General features: G+C 64.2%; 22 protein-coding genes. 14 read left to right on the top strand and 8 right to left on the bottom strand.

The genetic code is table 11. The features are described 5' to 3' along the window. Positions 1-242: 242 nt before the first annotated feature. From P6U24_RS31350 to P6U24_RS31320, 7 genes are all read left to right on the top strand, one after another. Complete coding sequence (locus P6U24_RS31350; RefSeq protein ID WP_407156284.1) at positions 243-3065, top strand: chemotaxis protein CheW; 2823 nt, start codon at positions 243-245, stop codon at positions 3063-3065. A gap of 28 nt (positions 3066-3093) precedes the next feature. Further along, entirely contained in the window at positions 3094-3564 is a 471-nt protein-coding gene (locus P6U24_RS31345) for a chemotaxis protein CheW (protein ID WP_407156283.1), read from the top strand. A gap of 80 nt (positions 3565-3644) precedes the next feature. Next, positions 3645-4010 (top strand): PleD family two-component system response regulator, encoded by a 366-nt coding sequence (locus tag P6U24_RS31340; protein WP_407156282.1) that lies wholly within the window; start codon positions 3645-3647, stop codon positions 4008-4010. A 73-nt stretch (positions 4011-4083) separates the two neighbouring features. Then, a complete protein-coding gene (locus P6U24_RS31335) occupies positions 4084-5307 on the top strand; it encodes a chemotaxis response regulator protein-glutamate methylesterase (protein WP_407156281.1) in 1224 nt (407 codons plus the stop codon). After that, on the top strand, positions 5304-6176 hold the full coding sequence (locus P6U24_RS31330; RefSeq protein WP_407156280.1) for a CheR family methyltransferase: 873 nt from the start codon (positions 5304-5306) through the stop codon (positions 6174-6176). Before P6U24_RS31335 ends, P6U24_RS31330 begins: the two co-directional genes overlap by 4 nt. 183 nt (positions 6177-6359) lie before the next feature. Further along, positions 6360-6551, top strand: coding sequence for a hypothetical protein (locus P6U24_RS31325; protein ID WP_407156279.1), 192 nt, complete (start codon positions 6360-6362; stop codon positions 6549-6551). Between the two features lie 12 nt (positions 6552-6563). Then, positions 6564-8048, top strand: a complete 1485-nt coding sequence (locus tag P6U24_RS31320; protein ID WP_407156278.1) for a sensor histidine kinase — start codon at positions 6564-6566, stop codon at positions 8046-8048. A gap of 226 nt (positions 8049-8274) precedes the next feature. On the opposite strand, the gene P6U24_RS31315 is transcribed toward P6U24_RS31320, so the two are convergent. The 5 genes from P6U24_RS31315 to P6U24_RS31295 all read right to left on the bottom strand — a co-directional run bounded on the left by P6U24_RS31315 (position 8275) and on the right by P6U24_RS31295 (position 11105). Beyond that, positions 8275-8664: a hypothetical protein gene (locus P6U24_RS31315; protein WP_407156277.1), complete on the bottom strand. Its 390-nt coding sequence runs from the start codon at positions 8662-8664 to the stop codon at positions 8275-8277. 124 nt (positions 8665-8788) lie between these two features. Then, on the bottom strand, positions 8789-9949 hold the full coding sequence (locus P6U24_RS31310) for a glutathionylspermidine synthase family protein (RefSeq protein ID WP_407156276.1): 1161 nt from the start codon (positions 9947-9949) through the stop codon (positions 8789-8791). Positions 9950-9961: 12 nt separating this feature from the next. Then, positions 9962-10186 carry a hypothetical protein gene (locus P6U24_RS31305; protein WP_407156275.1) on the bottom strand — a complete coding sequence of 75 codons (225 nt, stop codon included), beginning with the start codon at positions 10184-10186 and terminating at the stop codon, positions 9962-9964. Between the two features lie 156 nt (positions 10187-10342). Beyond that, a complete protein-coding gene (locus P6U24_RS31300) occupies positions 10343-10699 on the bottom strand; it encodes a hypothetical protein (RefSeq protein WP_407156274.1) in 357 nt (118 codons plus the stop codon). 1 nt (position 10700) lies between these two features. Beyond that, positions 10701-11105, bottom strand: coding sequence for a DUF350 domain-containing protein (locus P6U24_RS31295; protein WP_407156273.1), 405 nt, complete (start codon positions 11103-11105; stop codon positions 10701-10703). Between the two features lie 413 nt (positions 11106-11518). Between P6U24_RS31295 and P6U24_RS31290 the strand changes: the two genes are divergently transcribed. From P6U24_RS31290 to P6U24_RS31280, 3 genes are all read left to right on the top strand, one after another. Next, positions 11519-11971: an ester cyclase gene (locus P6U24_RS31290; protein ID WP_407156272.1), complete on the top strand. Its 453-nt coding sequence runs from the start codon at positions 11519-11521 to the stop codon at positions 11969-11971. Between the two features lie 379 nt (positions 11972-12350). Continuing rightward, the gene (locus P6U24_RS31285) at positions 12351-12953 is read left to right on the top strand and encodes an HdeD family acid-resistance protein (RefSeq protein WP_407156271.1); all 603 of its coding nucleotides are present in this window, start codon (positions 12351-12353) and stop codon (positions 12951-12953) included. A gap of 71 nt (positions 12954-13024) precedes the next feature. Beyond that, positions 13025-13825 (top strand): DUF1269 domain-containing protein, encoded by an 801-nt coding sequence (locus P6U24_RS31280; protein ID WP_407156270.1) that lies wholly within the window; start codon positions 13025-13027, stop codon positions 13823-13825. Positions 13826-14854: 1029 nt separating this feature from the next. Here P6U24_RS31280 and ctrA read toward each other — a convergent pair. Further along, a complete protein-coding gene (gene ctrA, locus P6U24_RS31275; protein WP_407156269.1) occupies positions 14855-15556 on the bottom strand; it encodes a response regulator transcription factor CtrA in 702 nt (233 codons plus the stop codon). 373 nt (positions 15557-15929) lie between these two features. Here ctrA and fliI point away from each other — a divergent pair, with 373 nt between their 5' ends. The 4 genes from fliI (at position 15930) to P6U24_RS31255 (ending at position 19481) form a co-directional block, all read left to right on the top strand. Further along, positions 15930-17255: a flagellar protein export ATPase FliI gene (fliI, locus tag P6U24_RS31270; protein WP_407156268.1), complete on the top strand. Its 1326-nt coding sequence runs from the start codon at positions 15930-15932 to the stop codon at positions 17253-17255. Positions 17256-17360: 105 nt separating this feature from the next. After that, a complete protein-coding gene (gene fliJ / locus P6U24_RS31265) occupies positions 17361-17780 on the top strand; it encodes a flagellar export protein FliJ (protein WP_407156267.1) in 420 nt (139 codons plus the stop codon). 165 nt (positions 17781-17945) lie between these two features. Beyond that, a complete protein-coding gene (locus tag P6U24_RS31260) occupies positions 17946-18491 on the top strand; it encodes a sigma-70 family RNA polymerase sigma factor (protein WP_407156266.1) in 546 nt (181 codons plus the stop codon). Between the two features lie 36 nt (positions 18492-18527). Next, positions 18528-19481: an anti-sigma factor domain-containing protein gene (locus tag P6U24_RS31255; protein WP_407156265.1), complete on the top strand. Its 954-nt coding sequence runs from the start codon at positions 18528-18530 to the stop codon at positions 19479-19481. A gap of 128 nt (positions 19482-19609) precedes the next feature. Here the strand turns inward: P6U24_RS31255 and P6U24_RS31250 are convergent, their stop codons facing one another. Together P6U24_RS31250 and flhA are read right to left on the bottom strand one after the other, a co-directional pair. Then, positions 19610-19810 carry a hypothetical protein gene (locus P6U24_RS31250; protein WP_407156264.1) on the bottom strand — a complete coding sequence of 67 codons (201 nt, stop codon included), beginning with the start codon at positions 19808-19810 and terminating at the stop codon, positions 19610-19612. 370 nt (positions 19811-20180) lie between these two features. Further along, entirely contained in the window at positions 20181-22319 is a 2139-nt protein-coding gene (gene flhA / locus P6U24_RS31245) for a flagellar biosynthesis protein FlhA (RefSeq protein WP_407156263.1), read from the bottom strand. Positions 22320-22541 lie beyond the last annotated feature (222 nt).

The raw sequence follows: 22541 nt of genomic DNA, 5'->3' as shown, positions 1-22541 counted from the left end.
GCGCCGACCGCGCGCGTCGGGCCGCAAATAGCGGCATTTTGCGCGGCAAACAGCGGCGCCGCTGCGCCTCATGGTTAACCGGAGGTTGCCAAAGTGGCCCCGGTTTTCAAGCGCGCATCTTATCTCTTTGTTGAGTCCGTTCTTTTCCGCTTACTCAACCAATATTAAACGCTTTGCGTCGAAACTGGCCGCGCTTTGAGGGCGCGTCATGTCGCGTGCCGTTGCGTGCGAAGGCCTGTTTCATGGATGATCTGTTGCGTGAGTTTCTGACGGAGACCAGCGAGAGCCTGGACACCGTCGACAATCAGCTCGTTCGGTTCGAGCAGGAGCCGAACAACGCCAAGATTTTGGACAACATCTTCCGCCTGGTGCACACCATCAAGGGGACCTGCGGCTTCCTCGGCCTGCCGCGGCTCGAAGCGCTGGCGCACGCCGCCGAAACGCTGATGGGCAAATTCCGCGACGGCATGCCGGTGACCGGCGAGGCCGTCACGCTGATCCTCACCACGATCGACCGCATCAAGGACATTCTCGGCCAGCTCGAAGCGACCGAAGCCGAGCCCGAGGGCGCCGATCGCGACCTGATCGACGAGCTCGAAGCCATGGTCGAGCGCGGCATGGCGGCCATGGCGGCAGGCGCGCCTGTGGCAGCGCCGGCGCCCGCACCGGCGGCACCTGTTGCCGCGGCTCCTGCGCCCAAGGAGAAGGAGATGACGCACGGCACGTTGATCGACCAGACGCTGGAGCGGCCGCTGCGTCCTGGCGAGGTCTCGCTCGACGAGCTGGAGCGCGCCTTCCGCGAGACCGCGATCGAAGTGCCGGCCGCGCATGCGCAGCCCGCCCCGCCCGCACCGAAGCCGGCTGCGAAGCCCGCCGCTGCTGCACCGGCTGCCAAGCCGGCAGTTGCGGCACCTGCCGCCAAGGTCGAAAAGGCCGAAGCCGCGCCCGCCAAGAAGGATGCCAAGCCGGTTCGCAAGGCCGTCGCCGCCGAAGGCGAGGTGCAGGAGAGCGACAAGGTCGCCAACCAGTCGATCCGCGTCAACGTCGACACGCTCGAACATCTGATGACGATGGTCTCCGAGCTGGTGCTGACCCGCAACCAGCTCCTGGAGATCGCCCGCCGCAACGAGGACACCGAGTTCAAGGTGCCGCTGCAGCGGCTCTCCAACGTCACCGCCGAGCTGCAGGAAGGCGTCATGAAGACGCGCATGCAGCCGATCGGCAATGCCTGGCAGAAGCTGCCGCGCATCGTGCGCGATCTCGCGACCGAGCTCGGCAAGCAGATCGAGCTCGAGATGCACGGCGCCGACACTGAGCTCGATCGCCAGGTGCTCGATCTGATCAAGGATCCGCTCACCCACATGGTGCGCAACTCCGCCGACCATGGCCTGGAGACCACCGCCGAGCGCGTCGCGGCCGGCAAGGGCGAGCAGGGCACCATCCGCCTGTCCGCCTATCATGAGGGCGGCCACATCATCATCTGCATCGCCGACAACGGCCGCGGGCTCAACACCGAGCGCATCAAGGCCAAGGCGGTGGCGAACGGCCTCGTCAGCGAGGCCGAGCTCGAGAAGATGACCGAAGCCCAGATCCACAAGTTCATCTTCGAGCCGGGCTTCTCAACCGCCGCCGCCATCACCTCGGTCTCGGGCCGCGGCGTCGGCATGGACGTGGTGCGCACCAACATCGACCAGATCGGCGGCACCATCGACATCAAGTCGGTGGCCGGCGAGGGCACCTCGGTCACCATCAAGATCCCGCTGACGCTCGCCATCGTCTCGGCGCTGATCGTCGAGGCCGGCGGCGACCGCTTCGCGATCCCGCAGCTGTCGGTGGTCGAGCTGGTCCGCGCCCGCGCCAATTCCGAGCACCGCATCGAGCGCATCAAGGACACCGCGGTCTTGCGGCTGCGCAACAAGCTGTTGCCGCTGATGCATCTGAAGAAGCTCTTGAAGATCGACGACGGCTCGTCGATCGATCCGGAGAACGGCTTCATCGTGGTGACCCAGGTCGGCAACCAGACCTTCGGCATCGTGGTCGATGGCGTGTTCCACACCGAGGAGATCGTGGTCAAGCCGATGTCGACCAAGCTGCGTCACATCGACATGTTCTCCGGCAACACCATCCTGGGCGACGGCGCTGTGATCATGATCATCGATCCGAACGGCATTGCCAAGGCGCTCGGCGCCGCCGGCTCTGCCTCGCACGCGGTCAATGACGAGCACAACGCCATGCACGTCTCCAGCGCCGAGCAGCTCACCTCGCTCCTGGTGTTCCGCGCCGGCACCGCGCAGCCCAAGGCGGTGCCGCTCGGTCTCGTCACGCGTCTGGAGGAGATCGCCGCCGACAAGATCGAGCTCTCCAACGGCCGCTACATGGTGCAGTACCGCGACCAGCTGATGCCGCTGGTGCAGATGGAGGGCGTTGCGGTCCAGACCATCGGCTCGCAGCCGATCCTGGTGTTTGCCGACGAGACCCGCGCCATGGGCCTCGTGGTCGATGAGATCATCGACATCGTCGAGGAGCGGCTCAACATCGAGGTCTCCGGCGCCAAGGTCGACGGCATTCTCGGCTCGGCGGTGATCAAGGGCCAGGCCACCGAGGTGATCGATGTCGGCCACTTCCTGCCGATGGCGTTCGCCGACTGGTTCATCCGCAAGGAGATGAAGCCCTCGCTGCTGTCGCAGTCGGTGCTCCTGGTCGACGATAGCGCGTTCTTCCGCAACATGCTGGCCCCGGTGCTCAAGGCCGCCGGCTACAAGGTGCGCACTGCGAGCTCCGCGCAGGAAGGACTCGCCGCGCTGCGTTCGAGCCAGAACTTCAACGTCATCGTCACCGACATCGAGATGCCGGAGATGAACGGCTTCGAGTTCGCCGAGACCATTCGCGCCGACCAGAACCTGAACCATCTGCCTGTCATCGCGGTGTCCTCGCTGATCTCGCCCGCGGCGATCGAGCGTGGCCGCCAGGCTGGCTTCTACGACTACATCGCCAAGTTCGACCGTCCGGGCCTGATTGCGGCACTGAAGGAACAGACCGAAGAGCGCGCCAAGCAGGCCGCGTAAGCGTAGCGTTTTTGAGGAGTAGCGTAAGATGAGCAGCAAGAGCGAAACCAGCGAAGGGCTGGTTGCCGAATACGTCACCGCCGTGATCGGCGGGCAGCTGTTCGGGCTGCCGATCTCGCGGGTGCAGGACGTGTTCATGCCGGAGCGGCTGACGCGCGTGCCGCTGTCCTCGGCGGAGATCGCCGGTGTGTTGAACCTGCGCGGCCGCATCGTCACCGTGATCGACATGCGCGCGCGTCTCGGCCTGTCCAAGGCCGATGACGGCAAGCCGCCGATGGCGGTCGGCGTCGACCTGCGCGGCGAGTCCTATGGTCTCCTGATCGACCAGATCGGCGAGGTGCTGCGGCTTCCAGAAGAAGGCCGCGAGGAGAATCCGGTCAATCTCGATCCACGCATGGCCAAGCTCGCCGGCGGCGTCCATCGCCTCGACGGCCAGCTCATGGTCATCCTTGACGTCGATCGCGTGCTCGAAATGACGCACGACAAGATGGCTGCCTGACGAGAGAGACCGCGACGCGCGAGCCGCGCCGCAGACCATGCTCATTAGATTGGATCTGAAAAAGAAAATAAGAGGCACACATGAGAACCTGTCTTGTGGTTGACGATTCCAGCGTCATTCGAAAGGTCGCGCGTCGCATTCTGGAAGGCCTGGATTTCCAGATCATGGAAGCCGAGGACGGCGAGCAGGCGCTGGAGATCTGCAAGCGCGGTCTCCCCGACGCCGTGCTGCTGGACTGGAACATGCCGGTCATGGACGGCTATGAATTCCTCGGCAATCTGCGCCGCATGCCGGGCGGCGATCAGCCGAAGGTGGTGTTCTGCACCACCGAGAACGACGTCGCGCATATCGCGCGCGCACTGCATGCCGGCGCCAATGAGTACATCATGAAGCCGTTCGACAAGGACATCGTCACGGCCAAGTTCCAGGAAGTCGGCCTGATCTGATTTCCGATCGCGGCCGGGTCGGCGCGAATGCGGCCCGGTTCTATCCAGTCTGCCTCTGGCTTTTCGGTGAGTAATGAGCGTCGCATTGGCAAGTTCCTCGATTCCCAGTTCGACCAGCCAGGGGCCACTGCGTGTGATGGTCGTCGACGACTCCGTCGTGATCCGCGGCATGATCTCGCGCTGGATCGGATCGGAGCCCGACATGGTGGTGGCGGCTTCGCTGCGCACCGGGCTCGAGGCTGTCAACCAGCTCGACCGCGTCAACCCCGATGTCGCCGTGCTCGATATCGAGATGCCTGAACTCGACGGCATCGCGGCGCTGCCACGGCTGCTCGCCAAGAAGAAGAATCTCGTCATCATCATGGCCTCGACGCTGACCCGCCGCAACGCGGAGATCAGCTTCAAGGCGTTGTCGCTCGGCGCCGCCGACTACATCCCCAAGCCCGAGAGCACGCGCGAGGCGGGCGCGGCCGACATCTTCCACCACGATCTGATCCAGAAGATCCGCACCCTCGGCGGCAAGGCGCGCCGCGTCGGTCACGTCGCGCCCATGCATGCGCCGCCGATGCACGCACCAGCTTCGCCGACCGTGGTGCCGATCCCCGAGCACCGTCAGCATGTGGTGCGTCCCGCCGCCGTGCCGGCGGCGGCTTCGGCACCGGCTGCACATGGCAGCGGGGCTGGCCTGGCGCGCCGCGCGTTCAGCTCGCAGATGCCGAAGGTGCTGTTGATCGGCTCCTCGACCGGCGGCCCGCAGGCGCTGATGTCGGTGGTGACCGATCTCGGTCCGGTGATCGACCGCTTCCCGGTGCTGATCACCCAGCACATGCCGCCGACCTTTACCACCATCCTCGCCGAGCATCTTGGGCGATCGAGCCGGCGTCCGGCGCATGAGGCGGTCGATGGCGAGCCGGTCAAGGCCGGCCGGATCTATCTCGCGCCGGGCGGACGTCACATGAAGGTCGCGCGCCATGGCACGGATACCGTGATCGTGCTCGACAACGGCCCGCCGGTGAATTTCTGCAAGCCCGCGGTCGACCCGCTGTTCTCTTCGGCGACCGAGATCTGGCAGGGCGCCACGCTCGCCTTGATCCTCACCGGCATGGGCTCGGACGGCATGCGCGGCGGCAAGGAGATCGTCGCCGCCGGCGGCAGCGTGATCGCCCAGGACGAAGCGACCAGCGTGGTGTGGGGCATGCCGGGCGCCGCCGCCAATGCCGGCATCTGCTCCGCCATTCTTCCCTTGAATCAGATCGCGCCGAAGCTGGTCCGATTGTTTGCAGGAGACCGCTCGTGACGCCGCTCGACTACGAATATCTGCGCCGGCTGCTCAAGGAACGTTCGGGGCTCGATCTGTCCACAGACAAGCAGTATCTGGTCGAGAGCCGGCTGCTGCCGCTGGCGCGCCGCGCCGGGCTCAGTGGCATCACCGAGCTGGTTCAGAAGATGAAGAGCGGCGCCGAGCAGCTCACCTGCGACGTCGTCGAGGCAATGACGACCAACGAGACGTTCTTCTTCCGCGACAAGATTCCGTTCGACCACCTGAACGATTCCATCCTGGCGGAGCTCGCGCGCTCGCGCGCAGGCAGGCGTTCGATCCGGGTCTGGTCGGCGGCGTGCTCGACCGGTCAGGAGCCGTATTCGATCGCGATGTGCCTGCGCGAGTTCGGCCCGGCGCTGTCGGGCTGGCGCAACGAGATCGTCGCCACCGACCTGTCGCACGAAGTGCTGGAGAAATCGAAGGCGGGTCTCTACAGCCAGTTCGAGGTGCAGCGCGGACTGCCGATTCAGCTGCTGGTGAAATACTTCACCCAGCTCGGCGAGTTCTGGCAGCTCAGCGCCGACATCCGCGGCATGGTCCAGCATCGCCAGCTCAATCTGCTGCAGGACTTCTCCCATCTCGGCAAGTTCGACGTGATCTTCTGCCGCAACGTGCTGATCTATTTCGACCAGGAGACCAAGACCTCGATCTTCGAGCGCATGGCGCGCATGCTGGAGCCGGACGGCTACCTGATGCTGGGGGCGGCGGAATCCGTGGTCGGCATCACCGATGCGTTCCGGCCCTGCCCGGACCGCCGCGGGCTGTATCAGCTCAATCCCGCGCGGATGGCGCGCTCGGCAGGCGGCGCGTTGCTGCCCGGCCTGAAGGTGGTCGCGGCCCGCTGAGCCCCTCGGCTTGAGGACGCAAAGACGCACGGGCGCGGCCGGTGCCGCCGCCCTGCGCGCCCAAGGGCATTGACAGCCTTCCAAAAAAATAATTCGAGCGAGCGCGGGAACTTTTCCGCCCGTCCTGCGTCGTCGTCCATTCGTGATCAGGCCGCGCGTTGTCATCTGCGGCAGGGGGACCGGATGAGAGCGAGCGCGCGTTCCGAAGGCCTGTTCATCCGGATCGGCTTTTCAATCGACGCAATCGGGCCCAAGCGCATCATCATCGAAATCATCGAGACGCCGGCCGGCGGCTTGGGCAGCCAAGCCAAGCTGCGCCGCGACCTATCCAATGCCGAGAAGGTGCCGGTCGGCCTCCACATCGCGCCAAGCTGAGTTGGGGTGCGCGTGACGTCATCCACCGAACCTATCGAGCCTGATCGCTCGCCCAACGAAGCGGAGGAGGCCGTCGAGGCTATCCACCCCGGCAAGGCCGATGCGGCGGTGGTGCAGGGCCTGGACACATCACCGGTCATCATGCTGCAGGGCGCGGAGGCGCCCTATCACATCCTGGTCGAGCGGATGAGCGATGGCGCGCTGACGCTGCGCGCCGACGGCAACATCGCCCTGGTCAATTCCCGCCTGTGCGCGCTGACCGGGCGAGGGGCGGCCGATCTGATGGGACAGAGCTTCGCGACATTGTTCGCTGGCGCAGCGCCCGTGCAGCGCGACGGCGAGGCGGCAAGCGAGGCGCAGCTGCGGCGGACCGACGGTGGCACGCTGCCGGTCTCGGTGTGGATGCATCAGATGTCGATCGGCGGCGTGGTCGCGACGCTGGTCACGTTGACCGATCTGTCGATCCACCGCCGCGCCGAGGAGGGCGCGAGTGCCGAGCGCTTCGCGCGCTCGATCCTGGAGCAGGCGACGGACGCGATCGTGGTGCTCGCGCGCGACGGGCACATCACCCATGCGAGCCAGGTCGCCGAGCGGCTCGCAGGGAGCTCGCCGGTCGGGCAATTGTTCTCGGACGCCTTTCCGCTCGATGCGCAGAGCGCGGAGGAGCAGGGGACCTTGACGCGCTTCTCGCGCGAGAGCCTGGATCGCGCGCTGGGGACGCGGCCGATCCATGGAATCGAGGTGCGGCTGCGCAACGAGGCCAGCCGCTCCTTCCTGCTCAGCGCCGGGCCGCTGGTCGACGACGCCAAGGATGTCGTCGGCTCCATCGTGACGCTGACCGACATCACCGAGCGCAAGCGGGCCGAAGAGCAGCAGACCGTGCTGGTGGCCGAGCTCAACCACCGCGTCAAGAACATCCTGGCGATCGTGCAGTCGGTCGCGGGCCAGACCCTGCGCACCTGGCCGTCGCTGCCGGCGTTCAACAAGGCGTTCTCCGGCCGGATCCAGGCGGTCTCGATCGCCCATGACATCCTGACGCAGACGCGCTGGATCGGCATCGGCGTGAACGAGCTGCTCGCGACGGTGCTCGCGCCCTATGGCGCCAGTGAAAGGCGCTTCGTCACCGAAGGCCCGCCGGTGCTGCTGCGGGCCCGCCTGGTGCTGCCGCTTTCGATGGTGCTGCATGAGCTCGCCACCAACGCGTCGAAATATGGCGCGCTGTCGACGCCATCGGGCCGGGTCGCGATCTCCTGGCAATTGCGCGAGGACGGACACCGTCTCGCGTTGACCTGGCTGGAGCGCGGCGGCCCGAAGATCGAAGGCAGCGGTTCGCGCGGCTTCGGCATCACGCTGATCGAGCGCGTGGTGCGGTTCGATCTCGACGGCGAGGCCAAGATCAATTTCGAGCCCGACGGCATCAGGTGCGTGCTGAGCTTCGCCCTGAAGGCGGACGTCTCGCCCGAGAACGTGCCGGCCTCCGCCGTGCGGTCGGGTTAGTCATCTACGCCGAAGCAAAGCTTTTCGTCAGTCCTGATAGTCGCAGGACCAACCGCGAACTCGGTTCACCTCTCCCCATCGGGGGAGAGGTCGATCGCGAATGCAATGAGCGATCGGGTGAGGGGGCGCAGCTCCCTCGTGAGAGCGCAACCCCTCACCCGGATCGCTGCGCGATCCGACCTCTCCCAATGGAAGAGGTGGACCTCGTCTGCCGCGGCAGAACAGTTCAACGCGTATTAGTCTTCAAAAACGTCTCTTCGCAGATCTTCCGCAGCGAGCGCTCGCCGAACGGTTTGGCCAGCCGCGGCAGCGTGCGGAACGCCTCCGGAAACAGCGTAGCGTCGTCATAGCCCGAGGTGATGACGATCTTGAGCTTCAGCTCGGTCAGCCGCGGCAGGATCGCGAAGATCTGCTCGCCGCGCAGATTGACATCGAGCAGCGCGCCGTCGAGGCCGCCGCGCTCCGCCTCGCGCAGCGCGTCGCTCACGCGCGAGACCGGCCCGACCACCTCGCAGCCGAAGCCCTGCAGCACCGTCTCGACCTCGAGCGCGATCAGGCCCTCATCCTCGGCGAGGAGGATGCGCAATCCGTCGAGACTGGGAGCAGCAATGGTCATTGCCCGCGTTCGGCTATCAGGGAAATGAGTCAGGCCGGCGGCGTGCCGGTTGCCTCCTTTTTAGTCATCCAGTCCGGCCTGTCGAGCCGTTTCAGGCCGCGCCAGCCGTTTGGCTTGCCCGCCGTTACAGGATTGCATGCGGCAAAAAGCGCGAGCTGTTCCCCGTGATCGGCGTGGCGTCCTCGCGGATCGACAGCCCGCACGGCTCGCCGGCGACCAGCCAGCTGCCGATCACCGGATAGACGCCGCCGAAATCCGGCAGCGCCGCCAAGGCCTGGCGCACGAATCCCTCCGCGCCATAGGGTCCTTGTTGCGCGCGGACCGCAACGCCATCGGAAACCAAACTGACGTTGGAGCCCTCGCGCGAGTAGAGCGGCTTGCGTACGAAACTCGTGCCGAGCCTGGAGGCCCGCGGATCGTCCTCGAAGAAGGCCGGCAGCAGGTTTGGATGGCCCTCGAACATCTGCCAGAGCAGCGGAAGAATGCCCTTGTTGGACGGGATCGCCTTCCATGGCGGCTCGATCCAGCGCGTCGATGCTTCGGCAAGGCGCGCGCCGAATTCATCGCGGAACATCCATTCCCAGGGATAGAGCTTGAACACGAGCTCCATGTCGTTGCTATCGAGGTCCACGAAGCCGCCGCCATCCTCGCGCCAGCCGATGTCCTCGATGTCGATGATGGAGGTCGCAAGGCCGGCCTGCGCCGCGGTGTCGGCGAGATAGGCCAGCGTGCCGGCATCCTCGGCGTCGCCGGTGATCCCTGCGAGATGCAGTCGGCCATTTTGGCCGAGCTCCTGCCAGCGCGCGATCAGCCGCTCATGGATCGAATTGTACTGATCGGCGCCGCCGGGCAGCACGCGCCGCTCGATGCTCTGCTCGAGCCAGGTCCATTGAAACACCGCGGCCTCGAAGATCGAGGTCGGAGTGTCGGCATTATATTCGAGCAGCTTCGCGGGACCCTGTCCGCTGAAGCTCAGATCGAGCCGGCCATAAAGGCTGCCGTCGCCGCGCTGCCAGCTCTCGGTCAGCAGCGGCCAGAACGCGGTCGGAATTTTCAGCCGAGCCAGAACCTCTTCATCGCTGAGTGCGCGTTCGACCAGCTCGAGGCACATCGCCTCGATCTCCGCTGTCGCCTCCTCGATGTCGACCTCGATCTCGTGAAGCGTGAACGCGTAGTAGGCGCGCTCGTCCCAATAGCGTTCGCCGTCGATCTCGCAGAAGTCGAAGCCGCAACCGGCCGCTGTCTGTCGCCAGTCGTCACGCTCGGGACAGGCGATTCGCTTCATAATATGAAGTCGTCAGCCGCCGGCATGGCCGTGGCCATGCCCGTGACCATGTCCGTGAAAATGCGCGACCGCACCGCCGAAGCCACCATGGATGGCGCGGCAGTCCGGCCGACCGTTTGGCCCGGGCACGGTCTCCAGCCCGGGGCCGCAAGGAGGCTGCCGTGTAAAGCCCATGGAGACTGCACCAACGGCGGCAGTCCCCATCATCGTCAGCACAACACGGCGCGACCGTTTCATGGGTCTCATCCCCAAAAGTCAGATTTTGATTTTCTTATGATTTTAGAGTCTGTGTCAAAGATCCGCGCCCTATCAACAACGTAAACGCGGTGATTTCGCGGCATCATCGTAGCGTTTTCAAGCGAAGTGGATGCCTCGGCAAAACGTGCCGAGCTATCAGCCGCCGCGCGAGAAGGCGAAGGCTCGCGCGAATGAGCCGAAGCCGCCGCGTGACACCCGGCCGGATTCGGCATCGGCGACATTCGTGCGGCCGGAGTTGCTGCTGTCGTAGAAGCGCGAGCCGCTGCCCCCGCCACCGCCGGATGAGCTGCGCGTAGTGCAGGCGGCTTCAGTCTGCGGCGTGCCGGGCGCGGGCGGGTCGCAGCTCGTGCGCGGCATCAGCGCGTAGGCGGTGCCGCCGACCGCGAGCGATCCCATCACCAGCAGCGCGACATGGCCGGAGCGTTTCACCGGCGGCGTGGTCGGCGGAGCTAGCGGCCTGCGTTTGCCGAATCCGCGGCTCTGCTCGGTCATCTCATGACATCATCGAGGCCGCGTTCAGCGCACCGGCCGAGAGCGAGGCGAGACCGAGCCAGATCGCGGGCGCCAGCTCGCCGGCGGCGATCCGCTCGGAGAGGTTCGGCACCGGGATCTTGACTAGGTAATAGACGACCACCTGGACGATCAGCGCGATCAGTGCCCAGATCATGCAGTCCGCGACATTGGCGGAGTGGGCGATGGCGCTGACCAGCGGCAGCGTGAAGCCGAGCAGGCTGAGGCCGAGCGCGGTCGCCGCCGCCGGATCGTTGTCGCGGATGAGCTGGAATTCATTATGCGGCGTGACGCGGGTGTAGACGTACAAATACGCCGTCACCGCGATGATCGCCATGCAGAAATAGACCAGGAAGGCCGGCAGCCCGGCCAGCGATTGCAGGATCATCCGCGCGCCCCTTGCACGATGAATCGGTCTGATCACTGCGACGGTAGGTTCAAAGCCTTAAGTCGAAATGAAGCCGAGCCGCAAGTGCGGGAGACATCGTCGCGGCCATCGGTGGCAAGTCGGGCAGGTGGGTAGGTAACAGCGAGCGTAGCCCGGATTGAGCGACTTGTCCGCCATAGCCCGAAGGGCGACGGCGGAAGCGACATCCGGGATCTTGGCCCCGCATATCGCTGCCGCTCGTGCGGGCTACGCTTGCTGGGCGTCTTAAACGCTCGTGCAGTGATGGAATTGCGGGGGCAATCGCGGGATGAAGCGGGAATCGGGTGGCGACCCACGTGTCACTGCTCCAAGGTCCAATGCATCGATCGACCCGGTCGTCAGTAGGGACAACGAAGCAAAGACGGAGATGCAAGATGTCGAGGGAAGAAGACAACAAGGCCATCGTAGGACGCTGGTTCACCAAATTCTGGGGTGAGACGTGCGATCTCGGAATCGTCGATGAGCTGGCGGCACCGGATATGCTCCTTCAATATTCGCTGCACGCGCCACGTCGCGGACGCGAGGACATCAAAGCCTTCATGACGGGCTTCCGTCGGGCCTTCCCCGATCTCAATTTCTGGGGAGCCGGCGACCTCATCGCGGAGGGCGACTATGTCGTCGGCCGCTGGGAAGGTGGTGGGACGCACACCGGCCCCGCGTTCGACGACTTCCTGGCCGGCTCCTTGCCCGCCAACTCGGGTCGTAAGATGCGGTTTACCGGCACGACTGTTCTGAAGCTGAAGGACGGCAAGATCATCGAGGAGGTCGGGCTCGACGACGGCGTCACCGCGCTGCAGCAGCTCGGCCTGATCAAGCTCGCAGCTTAGCTGACGGCAGCCGAACGCGGCCCTCTTGTTCGCCTTCGAGGACGTAGGGCGGATTAGCGAAGCGTAATCCGCCATTGCACGATCGATGCGGGAGAGTGGCGGGTTACGCCTGCGGCTAACCCGCCGACGCGCTGGGAAGGGCTGCAGCAGGGCGTGTTCTCGCTGTTTTCAAGTGATCATTGCCGTTTTCCGCGACGACGGTCGCGCGAGCTTGAAGCGGAACCGGCAACCGTTTGACCCAAATCAAGGACGCATTCCCGATCGTCACCATGATTGTCTCAGTAGTCCGGAATTGCCCTCATAGTTTGGCGCCATGAGGTCGCCCGATTTGATCCGTCGCCCTCAGTGGCCCATTCGGCGATCAAATGGAGGAAGTCCGATGAGTTTTTCGAATCCGACGCTTAGCGACGCGGAACGGACAGTACAGCAGGCAATGCGCACCTATTGGGGCCTGTTTGTTGCCCAAGGAGTGATCATGATGGTGCTAGGCATCATCGCGATCATATGGCCGGCGGTTTCGACGCTCGCGGTCGACATCTATGTCGGCTGGCTCTTCCTGCTTAGCGGTATCACCGGGCTGGTCACGATGTTCTTTGCGCTGACGGTGCCGGCATTCTTATGGTCGCTGCTGACGGCGGCGCTCTCGCTGTTTTGCGGCGTACTGCTGCTCTGGCATCCGGTGGCAGGCGCCGTGTCGCTGACGCTAGTGCTGATCGCCTTCTTCATCGCTGAAGGCGTGTTTCAGATCGCAGCTGCGCTCAGCTACCGCGACGCGTTTCCCGGGTCCTGGGGATGGATGGTCATGAGCGGTCTTGCCGACCTGCTGCTTGCAGCCATCATCATCAGCGGTTGGCCGGGGTCGGCGGTCTGGGCGCTCGGCCTCATCGTCGGCGTCAACCTCGTCACTTCGGGCCTCGCGATCACGATGGTCGCGGTCGCATGCCGAAAACTCGTGAACGCGATCGAGAACACCTCGCGTTGAGATGAGAGTTGAGAACCCGGGTGGGCGCTCGACCAGATGCACGACTTCAACATCCCACAGGAGGACTGATCATGGACAAGATGCTGGTTGCAGTTTTCGAAGCCGAGTCCTCGGCGTTCGAGGGCCTGAGTGCCTTGCGAAATCTTCACAGAGAGGGCGATATCAGTCTTTATGCCTCGGCGGTGGTGGTGAAAGACAACGCAGGAACGATCGCGGTCAAGCAGGCCGCTGACCAAGGCCCGGTCGGCACGGCCGTCGGGCTGGTGACGGGAAGCCTGATCGGACTTCTGGGCGGACCGGCGGGCGTTGCAATCGGCGCTTCACTGGGGAGTTTCGGCGGTCTGATATTCGATCTCGATGCCAGTGGAATCGGAGTAACATTCCTCGACGAGGTTTCCAACGCATTGTCGCCCGGAAAGGCGGCCGTGCTGGCGGAGATCGAGGAGGCCTGGACCACGCCTGTGGATACGAGGCTGCACAAGCTTGGCGGGACCGTTTTCCGCCGTCTGCGCTCGGAGGTGGTCGAGGATCAGTTGGTCCGGGAATCGGCGGCCTTCGAAGCTAACCTGAAGACCTTGCAAGAGGACCTGAAGCACGCCGACGCCGAGACTCGCGCCGCGATCCAAAAGGATATCCAGCAGGTCAAGTTGCAGATCCAAACCCTACAGGAGCAGGCGAAGAAAAGGCTCGACCAGGCGAAGGCCGAAACAGATGCTAGGCTGCAGTCCCTGAAGGATCAGACGCAACAGGCGAGCGATCGCGCCAAGCGTCGCATCGACAAGCGCATGACCGAGGTGAAAGCTGACTTCGAGATGCGCTCGAAGAAACTGAATCAGGCTTGGTCGCTGACCAAGGAGGCGCTTGCTGTATAACGAACGCTCCGGTCTTAAGCAGCCCTGCGGCGCTCGGCGAAGGCCGGGCGTCGCGTCATTAAGACTCCGAACGCTCCATCGTAGATCGCAGCTGTGTACCAATCTTAAGGCGACTGGCTTCCGATTCCGATGCGGAAACATTTCTATTGCGGTTTTTCAGAAATTATGCTTTGATCCCTTCCGTCCTGCCTCCCACGAGGGGCGCTTCGCGATCGTCACGGACGTCGGGTGCGGGATGCGGTGGGCGCATTGGGTTGCAGCGCGGGTTTCTCGCGCGGACGAACAGCTCGATGCGACGGTGAAGTCGCGTGGTCCTGGCATCCCGGTGCTGATGCCAAGCCGGCAATGACGAATTGCTGCGGCGATGGGGGCAAGACAGCCGGTCCCCAGGGAGAGCGCGTATAAATCGTAACACCATCGCGCAGGGAGGGCCGGGTGTGTTCGGCCAGACCTGTGGTGACTGCCGCCTGCATTTCTTTCTGCAGGCGGGCCACGGGCGCGGCCAGCGCCCGGCCTTCCCTGCGCCCTTGTTTGATGAGGGCGGTGAAATCTTCAAAGCTCGGGCGAAACGCGCCGCGAGAACGCGAATGCATGTGACGATGAATAGTGAGGTGTTGCTGCGACGGCGGTGCGCTCGCCACTCCGCCATCGCGCAGCGATCTCGGCAGCAGCCAAGAGGCGGGGTAGAGCTAACTCATGGTCTGGACTGAGGGTATGGAGAGTTCCTTTAATGGCGCGGCGCGCCGACCTTTACGTGAGGGCAAAAATGGCTACCCGCGTGCTGGGGCTCGCGTCAGTGCTGAACGCGAGGCCATCCAAATGCGGACCGGTTTGGAGGACCCCTATCCCCGCAAGGGGAGGGGAGTTGACCGTCCTCCCGGTGGGAGGTCGAGCCAAAATGGCAGAAGCCGGTCGGATCTTCGCTGGTCTTTCGTTCCCAAAACAAAAACCCCGCCATTTGCGGCGGGGTCCAGGTTCGGGTGCCAGGAGAGCAAGTCTCGCAGCCAGCCCCGGGAAACTATGGTGAGATCAAGCGGGGATGCGTTCGTCGAGGTCGTGCGGCTCGCGCAGCACATAGCCGCGGCCCCAGACGGTCTCGATGAAGTTGCGGCCTTCGGAGGCGTTGGCCAGTTTCTTGCGCAGCTTGCAGATGAAGACGTCGATGATCTTCAGTTCCGGCTCGTCCATCCCGCCATAGAGATGGTTGAGGAACATTTCCTTGGTCAGCGTGGTGCCCTTGCGCAAGCTGAGCAGCTCCAGCATCTGGTATTCCTTGCCGGTCAGGTGCACGCGCTGGCCGCCGACTTCCACCGTCTTGGTATCGAGATTGACGACGAGGTCGCCGGTCTGGATCACCGACTGGGCGTGGCCCTTGGACCGGCGGACGATCGCATGGATGCGGGCAATCAGCTCGTCCTTGTGGAAGGGCTTGGTCATGTAGTCGTCGGCGCCGAAGCCGAGACCCTTGACCTTGTCCTCGGTTCCGGCGAGGCCCGACAGGATCAGGATCGGAGTCTTGATCTTGGAGACCCGAAGCTGCTTGAGCACGTCGTAACCCGACATGTCCGGCAGGTTCAGATCGAGCAGGATAATATCGTAATCGTAGAGCTTACCGAGGTCGACGCCTTCTTCCCCGAGGTCCGTCGTATAGACGTTGAAGCTCTCCGACTTCAGCATCAATTCGATGGACTGCGCGACGGCGCTGTCATCTTCAATCAGCAAAACGCGCATGCCAGTTCCCCATAGTCGCCGCTCCGGGCGTCAGGTCGGCCGCACACACTGCGGCACTCAAAACGCCTTTGAACAACTGATTCGGATCCTGACGTGAGATGGTTAACAAAATCTGATTCCCCTGCGCAAGCTCTAACCGTGCAATTTTTAACGAATCGCCCTAAGATGTTGCGACGAAGCAGCTTTTCCAAACCGATCCCGTTCAAGCTCCATGTTAAGAGACGGACTTAACCGACTCCTGCGGCAAGCTGTTGTTTGCGACAGCGCGCCGAGCCCTCTCAGTCACCCAAGACAGTGACGCAATGATTAATGATGCGGGTAAACACCAAGTTAAGCGGGGCAGGCGAAATAGCCCATACTTAAGGTTTCCGCAATGAAGGCGCTGGCCGAACAGATCAACGATATCGATGGCGTCAACATCTATGGACGCGTCGTCGGCGTGAAGGGACTGATGGTCGAAATTGCCGGCCCGATCCACGCGATGTCGGTCGGCGCCCGCATCGTGATCGAGACCGGCGGTAACCAATTCATCCCCGCCGAGGTGATCGGCTTCTCCGGCAAGAATGCAGTGGTGATGCCGTTTGCCGGGCTCGATGGTGTCCGGCGCGGCTGCCGCGCCGTGATCGCCAATGCCGCCAACCAGGTGCGCCCCTCTGCCGCTTGGCTTGGCCGCGTCATCAATGCGATGGGCGAGCCGATCGACGGCAAGGGCCCGCTGGAGCAGGGCGCATCGCCCATGCCCTATCGGAACAATCCGCCGCCGGCGCATTCGCGCAAGCGGGTGGGCGCGCCGCTCGATCTCGGCGTGCGCGCGCTCAACACATTCTTAACCTGCTGCCGCGGCCAGCGGCTCGGTATCTTCGCCGGTTCCGGTGTCGGTAAATCTGTCCTCCTCTCGATGCTGGCGCGTAACGTCGATGCCGACATCTCTATTATAGGGCTGATCGGCGAGCGCGGCCGCGAGGTGCAGGAGTTCCTGCAGGACGATCTCGGCGAGGAAGGCCTCGCCCGCTCGGTCGTGGTGGTGGCGACCTCGGACGAGCCGGCGCTCATGCGGCGGCAGGCGGCGTATCTCACGCTCGCGATCTCGGAATATTTCCGCGACGAGGGCAAGAGCGTGCTGTGCCTGATGGATTCGGTGACGCGCTTTGCCATGGCGCAGCGCGAGATCGGTCTTTCCGTCGGCGAGCCGCCGACCGCCAAGGGCTATACGCCGACCGTGTTCACCGAGCTGCCGAAGCTTTTGGAGCGCGCCGGCCCCGGCAGCGGAGAGGGCGCCATCACCGGCATCTTCACCGTGCTGGTCGACGGCGACGATCATAACGAGCCGGTGGCGGATGCCGTGCGCGGCATTCTCGACGGCCACATCGTGATGCAGCGTTCGATTGCCGAGCGCGGCCGCTATCCGGCGATCAACATCTTGAAGTCGGTGTCGCGCACCATGCCGAAATCGGCCGATCCGGAGTTCCTGCCGACTATCATGCGAGCGCGGCAGATCATGGCAACTTATGCCGACATGGAGGAGCTGATCCGGCTCGGCGCCTACCGGGCCGGGTCGAGCCCGGAGGTCGACGAGGCGATCAAGCTGCACGAGCCGCTGGAAGCTTTTCTGCGCCAGCGGAAGGATGAAGTGTGCGGTCTCGCAGCGGGATACCGCCAGCTGGAACAAATCCTCGGTCGGTTGGAAACGGAAAGCTAACTTTGTCGGGGGATCATCGGCGCCACGAGATGAGCCAAGCCGGCCGGCCGAGGAAGGCGGTCGGCCCTGTCCCGCGTGTGAGGGACTTCTGGGGAGTATGAGTCGATGAAGTCACGCGATACGCTAATACGCCTGAAGAAGTTTCAGGTCGACGAGAAGCGCCGGAGGGTCACCCAGATCGAGGGCATGATCGCCGACTTCCAGCGCATGTCGGCCGAGCTCGAGCGCGAGATCCAGACCGAGCAGGATCGTGCCGGCATCAACGATCCCACGCATTTCGCCTATCCGACCTATGCCAAGGCTGCGATCCAGCGCCGGGAAAATCTGACGCGCTCGGCCGACGAGCTGCGCACCCAGCTCGAGGACGCCAAGTCGGCGCTGTCGGAAGCCTTCGAGGAATTGAAGAAGGTCGAGCTCCTGGACGAGCGCGACCAGGCGCGCGAGAAGGCCGAGGAGAGCGCCCGCGAGCAGGCCGATCTCGACAGCATCGGCCTGATGCGCGCAAGGCTCGGCGTCATCGCGTGACGCTGCAGCTTTTTCCGATCAGCAGAGCCCGGGCCGCAACGCCCGGGTTTTTCTTTGGCGGGTTTGCAGCATCACGCGGGCAGCTTGGCGGACGGTTATGCTCCAGACTATGCTAAGTCACGGCCGTCGACGGTAATGGGGCAAAGTGATTTCGGGGATGTCTGAATGCTGACGCCGGCAGAGCTGGTCTGGCTGATCGCCGCGGTCTCCAAGGGGGATGAAGCCGCTTTCGAGCGTCTCTACGTGGCCACGCGCGCGAAACTCTATGGCGTGGTGCTCCGTATCTTGCGGCGACAGGATCTCGCAGAGGAGGTCATTCAGGAAACCTACGTCAAGGTCTGGAACAGCGCCGGGCAGTTCAATCCCGCAGTCTCCTCGCCAATCACCTGGATGGCGGCGATCGCGCGCAACCGCGCGATCGACATCGTGCGCAAGCGCGGCGAGAGCTCGATCGAGGAGGAGCCGGGGGCGATGGACGTCGCCGCCGAAACGCCCGATCCGCTGGCGCGGCGGGAAATGTCGGAGGAGCTGAAGCGGCTCTTGGAATGCGTCGGCCGGCTCGAGCCCGACCGTCAGAAGCTGGTGCTGCTGGCCTATTACAACGGCTGGAGCCGCGAGCAGCTGGCGGCGAAGTTCGAAACGCCTGTCAACACGGTGAAGACCTGGCTCAGGCGGAGCATGATGGAGATCCGCGAGTGCCTGGGTCTTTGATGATCACCTCGCGCCGAGCGACCTTGGACGTGGATGATGGCCTATAGCGAAGACCATATCGCGCTCGCCGCGGAATACGCGCTCGGCACGCTGGATGCCGAGGAGCGCGTGCAGGTCCAGACCATGATGGCTGTCGATGCCAGCTATGCCGCGGTCTGCGAGGCCTGGGAGTTTCGCCTGGGTGCACTGAACCAGATGGTCGGCCTGGTCGAGCCGCGCGCGGAGGTGTGGGAGCGCATCAAGGCCGCGATCGCAAGGCCTGCGGTTGCCCCGGCTGGACCTGCCGCCGCGCCGCAAGCCGCTACGCTGGACACTGCTGAAGCAACCGCGCCGGCGCTGGCATCCGAACTCCCAGCGCCAGAAGCGCAAGCCTCGGCTCCGGCTGCCGAGCCACCGGGCGAACCGGTTACGGCGATGCCGCGGCGCGCGGAGCCGGCGTCAACGCGCGACCCCGACGTGATCCAACTCGCCGCGCGGGTCCGGCAATGGCGTACGGTTGCCAACGCGATGACGGCACTCGCTGCCGCCCTGCTGGCGATGATCACGGTCCAGGTCTATCGGCCCGACCTGTTGCCCGCCGCGCTGCAATCGAAGCCGCGCACGCAGGTGGCGGATGCCAAGGCGCCGCCCGCGCAATTCGTCGCGCTGCTGCAGAAAAACGGCGAGGCGCCGGCTTTCATCCTGACTGTCGACGCTGCCAGCAAAAGCTTCACCGTGCGCCGGGTCGGGGCCGAGCCGGAGCAGGGCAAGAGCTATGAGCTGTGGCTGGTGTCCGACAGACTGCAGGCGCCGCGCTCGCTTGGTGTGATCGGCAACGCTGACTTCACCACCAAGCCGGCGCTTTCGTCCTATGACAGCGACACCGTGAACAGCGCCACCTTCGCGGTGTCGCTGGAGCCGGAAGGTGGATCGCCGACGGGGGCGGTGACCGGTCCGATCGTGTTCTCCGGCAAGCTGATCGAGACGGTGCCGCCAGCGGGCGCGCGCTGACGTGCCTCCCACAAAAAAAAACGCCCGTGGGGAGCGGGCGTTTTCGGTAGTCGACTTGGGGTTGGGTCTACTACATATCCATGCGGTCGCTTGGGGGGCTGTAAGGCCGCATGAATTCCTGAAATCCTCTATCGAACCAGCGTGGCTTCCGAACTCGTCACCACCACCGGCTTGCCGGCCTTGATGACACGGGCCGTCTGCGTGTAGCCGCCTTCCGAACCACTGCGCGCCGAGATGCCGAAGCCCGCCACTGCGATTCCTGCGACCAGCGCAACCGCCACGATCTTCAAATGGGTCGAGCGATCGGCGCTGTAAATCGAGTGGTTCATGGAAGCCCCTCCTGCCGTCTTCCGTGCTTGCGTTACTTCGTCGAGCCCATCTATCGGCCGGTTCATCGTCGTCGTGATGCAGAAAGTAAGAATTGACGATTTCGTTCCGCAAGGGTCATCACAAGAGCGTGATAGACTGTGATCCATTGCGATCTGTATGGTGCATAAACCGGCTAATTACACGGTATTACAATAGGTTAGAGCGATATTCCGGGCGCATTGGCAAAAAGTAGCGAGCATAACGAAAAATTAAGAAATCGTTTGCGTGTGGCGCAAACACACAGGCGAAAACTGCTTCGAAAAGCGGCAACGGCCGGTGCTTTCGCGCCGGCCGTCTGAATAATGAGCAATGGTAAACAGCGTTCCACAACTACACGCTGCCGACCGTCTTCAGCCTTGCGCGTGGGTGAATCTCGGCTTGCGACAGCACCGTGGTTTGGGCGCGGAAGCGTTCGACCAGCGAGCGCACGAAGGGGCGGATCGCGGCTGACGTAACTAAGACCGGCGACTCGCCTTCGTGGGCGGCGCGCTCGAAGGCGTTGCGCACCGCGCCCATGAACTCCGACAGCTTCGAGGGCTGCATGGCGAGGCTCCGTTCCTCGCCCTGGCCGACCAACGATTCCGCGAACGCCTGCTCCCACTTTGCCGACAGCGCGATCAGCGGCAGATAACCCATCGGCGAGGTGTTAGCGGCGCAGATCTGGCGCGCCAGCCGGGCGCGGACGTGCTCGACGATGGTTGCCGGGTTGCGCGAGAACGCGAGCGCATCGGCAATGCCTTCCAGGATGGTCGAGAGATCGCGGATCGAGATGCGCTCGGCCAAAAGCAGCTGCAGCACGCGCTGGATGCCGGAGATCGTGATCTGGCTCGGCACAATGTCCTTGACCAGCTCGCTCTGCTCCTTCGGCAACTCCTTGAGCAGCTTCTGCACCTCGCCGTAGGAGAGCAGGTCGCTCATATTGGCCTTGAGCAGCTCGGTGAGGTGGGTGGACAGCACGGTCGCGGCGTCCACCACGGTGTAGCCCTTTAGCGAGGCCTCCTCCTTCAGGCTGGCATCGACCCAGGTGGCGGGCAGGCCGAAGGTCGGCTCCGTGGTGTGGATGCCGGGCACCGAGACCTGGTTGCCGCTGGGGTCCATCGCCATGAACTGGCTCGGCCAGATCTTGCCGGTGCCGGCGTCCACTTCCTTGATCTTGATGATGTAGGTGTTGGCCTCGAGCTGGACGTTGTCGAGGATGCGCACTGACGGCATCACAAAACCCATCTCGATCGCCAGCGACCGGCGCAGCGCCTTGATCTGGTCGGTCAGGCGGTCGGTGCCGTCAGGACCATTGACGAGCGGCAAGAGCGCATAGCCGAGCTCGATCTTGAGATCGTCGATCTTCAGCGCGGCGGCGATCGGCTCCTCGGCGGCCGCGGCGGCGGCAGCGGCAGCGGGAGCGGCGGCAGCTGCAGCCTCGGCGACCTTGCTGGCCTGCTTGTGCTTGCGCGCCTGCCACGCCATTGCGGCGGCGCCGGAGCCGAGCGCCAGGAACGGCAGGGCCGGGATGCCCGGCAGCGCAGCCAGAACGAGCATCACGGCGGCTGACATGCCGAGCGCCTGCGGATAGCCGGAGAACTGTTTGATCAGCGCCTTGTCGGCGGCGCCGCTGACGCCGGCCTTGGAGACGAGCAGGCCGGCCGCGGTCGAGACGATCAGCGCCGGCACCTGGGTGACGAGGCCGTCGCCCACCGTCAGTGTGGTGTAGGTGCTGGCGGCTTCGGCGAAGCCGAGACCCTGCTGGGCGACGCCGATAATGATGCCGCCGATCACGTTGATGAAGACGACGAGCAAGCCGGCGATGGCATCGCCGCGGACGAATTTCGAGGCACCGTCCATGGCGCCGAAGAAGCCGCTTTCGTCCTCCAGCTCCTTGCGCCGGGCCTTGGCGACCTTCTCGTCGATCAGGCCCGCGGAGAGGTCGGCGTCGATCGCCATCTGCTTGCCGGGCATCGAGTCCAAATGGAAGCGCGCCGCGACCTCGGCGATGCGGCCCGAGCCCTTGGTGATGACGACGAAGTTCACCGTCACCAGGATCGCGAAGACGATGATGCCGATGACGAAATTGCCGCCCATCACGAACGACCCGAAGGCTTGGATGACGTGGCCGGCGGCGTCGGTGCCCTCGTGGCCGTGGGACAGGATCAGCCGGGTCGACGCCAGATTCAGCGACAGCCGCAGCATGGTCGAGATCAGGAGCACAGTCGGGAAGGAGGAGAATTCCAGCGGCGCCTGGATGAACAGCGCCAGCATCAGGATCAGCATCGAGAGCGTGATCGAGATCGCCAAAAACAGATCGAGCAGCAGCGAGGGCAGGGGCAGGATCAGCACCACCAGGATGGTGAGAATGCCGAGCGCCAGCGCGATGTCGCCGCGCAGCACCAGCGTCTTGATGTCGTCGATCTTGATCCCGCCCGTGAGGCCGCCCGAGGGGAGTCCTGCGCCTTGTCCTGCCGTGACGTCGACCATGTTCGTCGCCTTTCATCCGGGGCCGCTTCTGAGGCCCTTTAACGCTTTCGCGGCCACCGATCGGCTGCCGCCTTGTGAGCCCGACCTTCGCGCCTTGTCTCCGCGGGGGCTTTTCCCGGTCGCCCATTGCGCACGACGCCCAGTTTCACCCGGCAATTTTTGCCCGGTGTATGGTTAGCAACGGGTTAATGCGAGGTGACAACGGCATGAAGAGTGGGGCAG

Source organism: Bradyrhizobium sp. STM 3557 (assembly GCF_045571465.1).
GTDB lineage: Bacteria > Pseudomonadota > Alphaproteobacteria > Rhizobiales > Xanthobacteraceae > Bradyrhizobium.
Note: the sequence above shows the minus strand (reverse complement) of the source record. Positions and strands in the feature narration are given on the sequence as shown.